The sequence below is a fragment of the Jannaschia rubra genome, assembly GCF_001403735.1.
Taxonomy (GTDB): domain Bacteria; phylum Pseudomonadota; class Alphaproteobacteria; order Rhodobacterales; family Rhodobacteraceae; genus Jannaschia; species Jannaschia rubra.
The window spans coordinates 1-721 of record NZ_CXPG01000002.1 but is presented as its reverse complement, the minus strand read 5'-3'; the positions used below and the strand labels follow the sequence as shown (position 1 = coordinate 721).

Annotated in this window: 1 protein-coding gene; it reads left to right on the top strand. The window is 79.2% G+C overall.

Going from position 1 to position 721, the window contains the following annotated elements; all coding sequences use genetic code 11:
• Positions 1 to 721: hypothetical protein (locus JAN5088_RS18775; RefSeq protein ID WP_199502132.1), on the top strand; the 721-nt coding region annotated here is incomplete at both ends.

Here is a 721-nt window from a genome sequence, read left to right as displayed (position 1 = left end):
GGAGGCGCAGCGCGCGGAGGCGCTGGAGCTGGCGGCGTCGGCGCGGGAGCGGGGCGACGAGGGGGCCGAGCTGCGCGAGACGGTGCGGGCCGTCGAGCTGGACCGGCCGCCCCTGCCGCAGCTCTCCGCCGGGGCCTGGCAGATGAAGGAGCGCGGCCACGAGGTCGGGCGGGTCGCGGCCTGGCACGAGGCCCGCGAGCGGGCGGCGGAGGTGCGCGCGATCGCGGCGGGGCTCGCGCGGGAGGTGGGGGCGTGGATCGCCGAACGGGCCGCCTCCGTGGCGGAGCGGGTGCGCGGGCTGTCGGGACCGGAGCACCAGGGCGAGCTGGCGCTGGCCGGGGGCGGCGCAGGGGGCGGGGAGCCGGAGGACCGACGCGACGACCGAGACCTCACCACGCGGCTGCGAGACGTCTTGGAGGCCCGGCAGGGCGTGCAGGCGCAGGCGGTGGAGCTGGAGGTGGGCGCCTCGCCACCAAGCGAAGGGCATGCGCGGGAGGAGGCCCGGGGCCTCGCCGCGGGGCTCCGCAGCGCCTTCGCCTCCGTCGACCGGGACGCGTTCTCGCAGCGGGTCGGCGAGCTGACCGCCGGTCGCGAGGCCGAGGAGCGGCAGGCCGCGCTGGAAGTTGCCGCCAGGGAACAGGAGCTGGCCCGGGAGCGGACGCGCGAGATCGAGGCGGAGGACATCGCCGACCGGCTCGCGGACCGCGGGCCGTCTCACGGG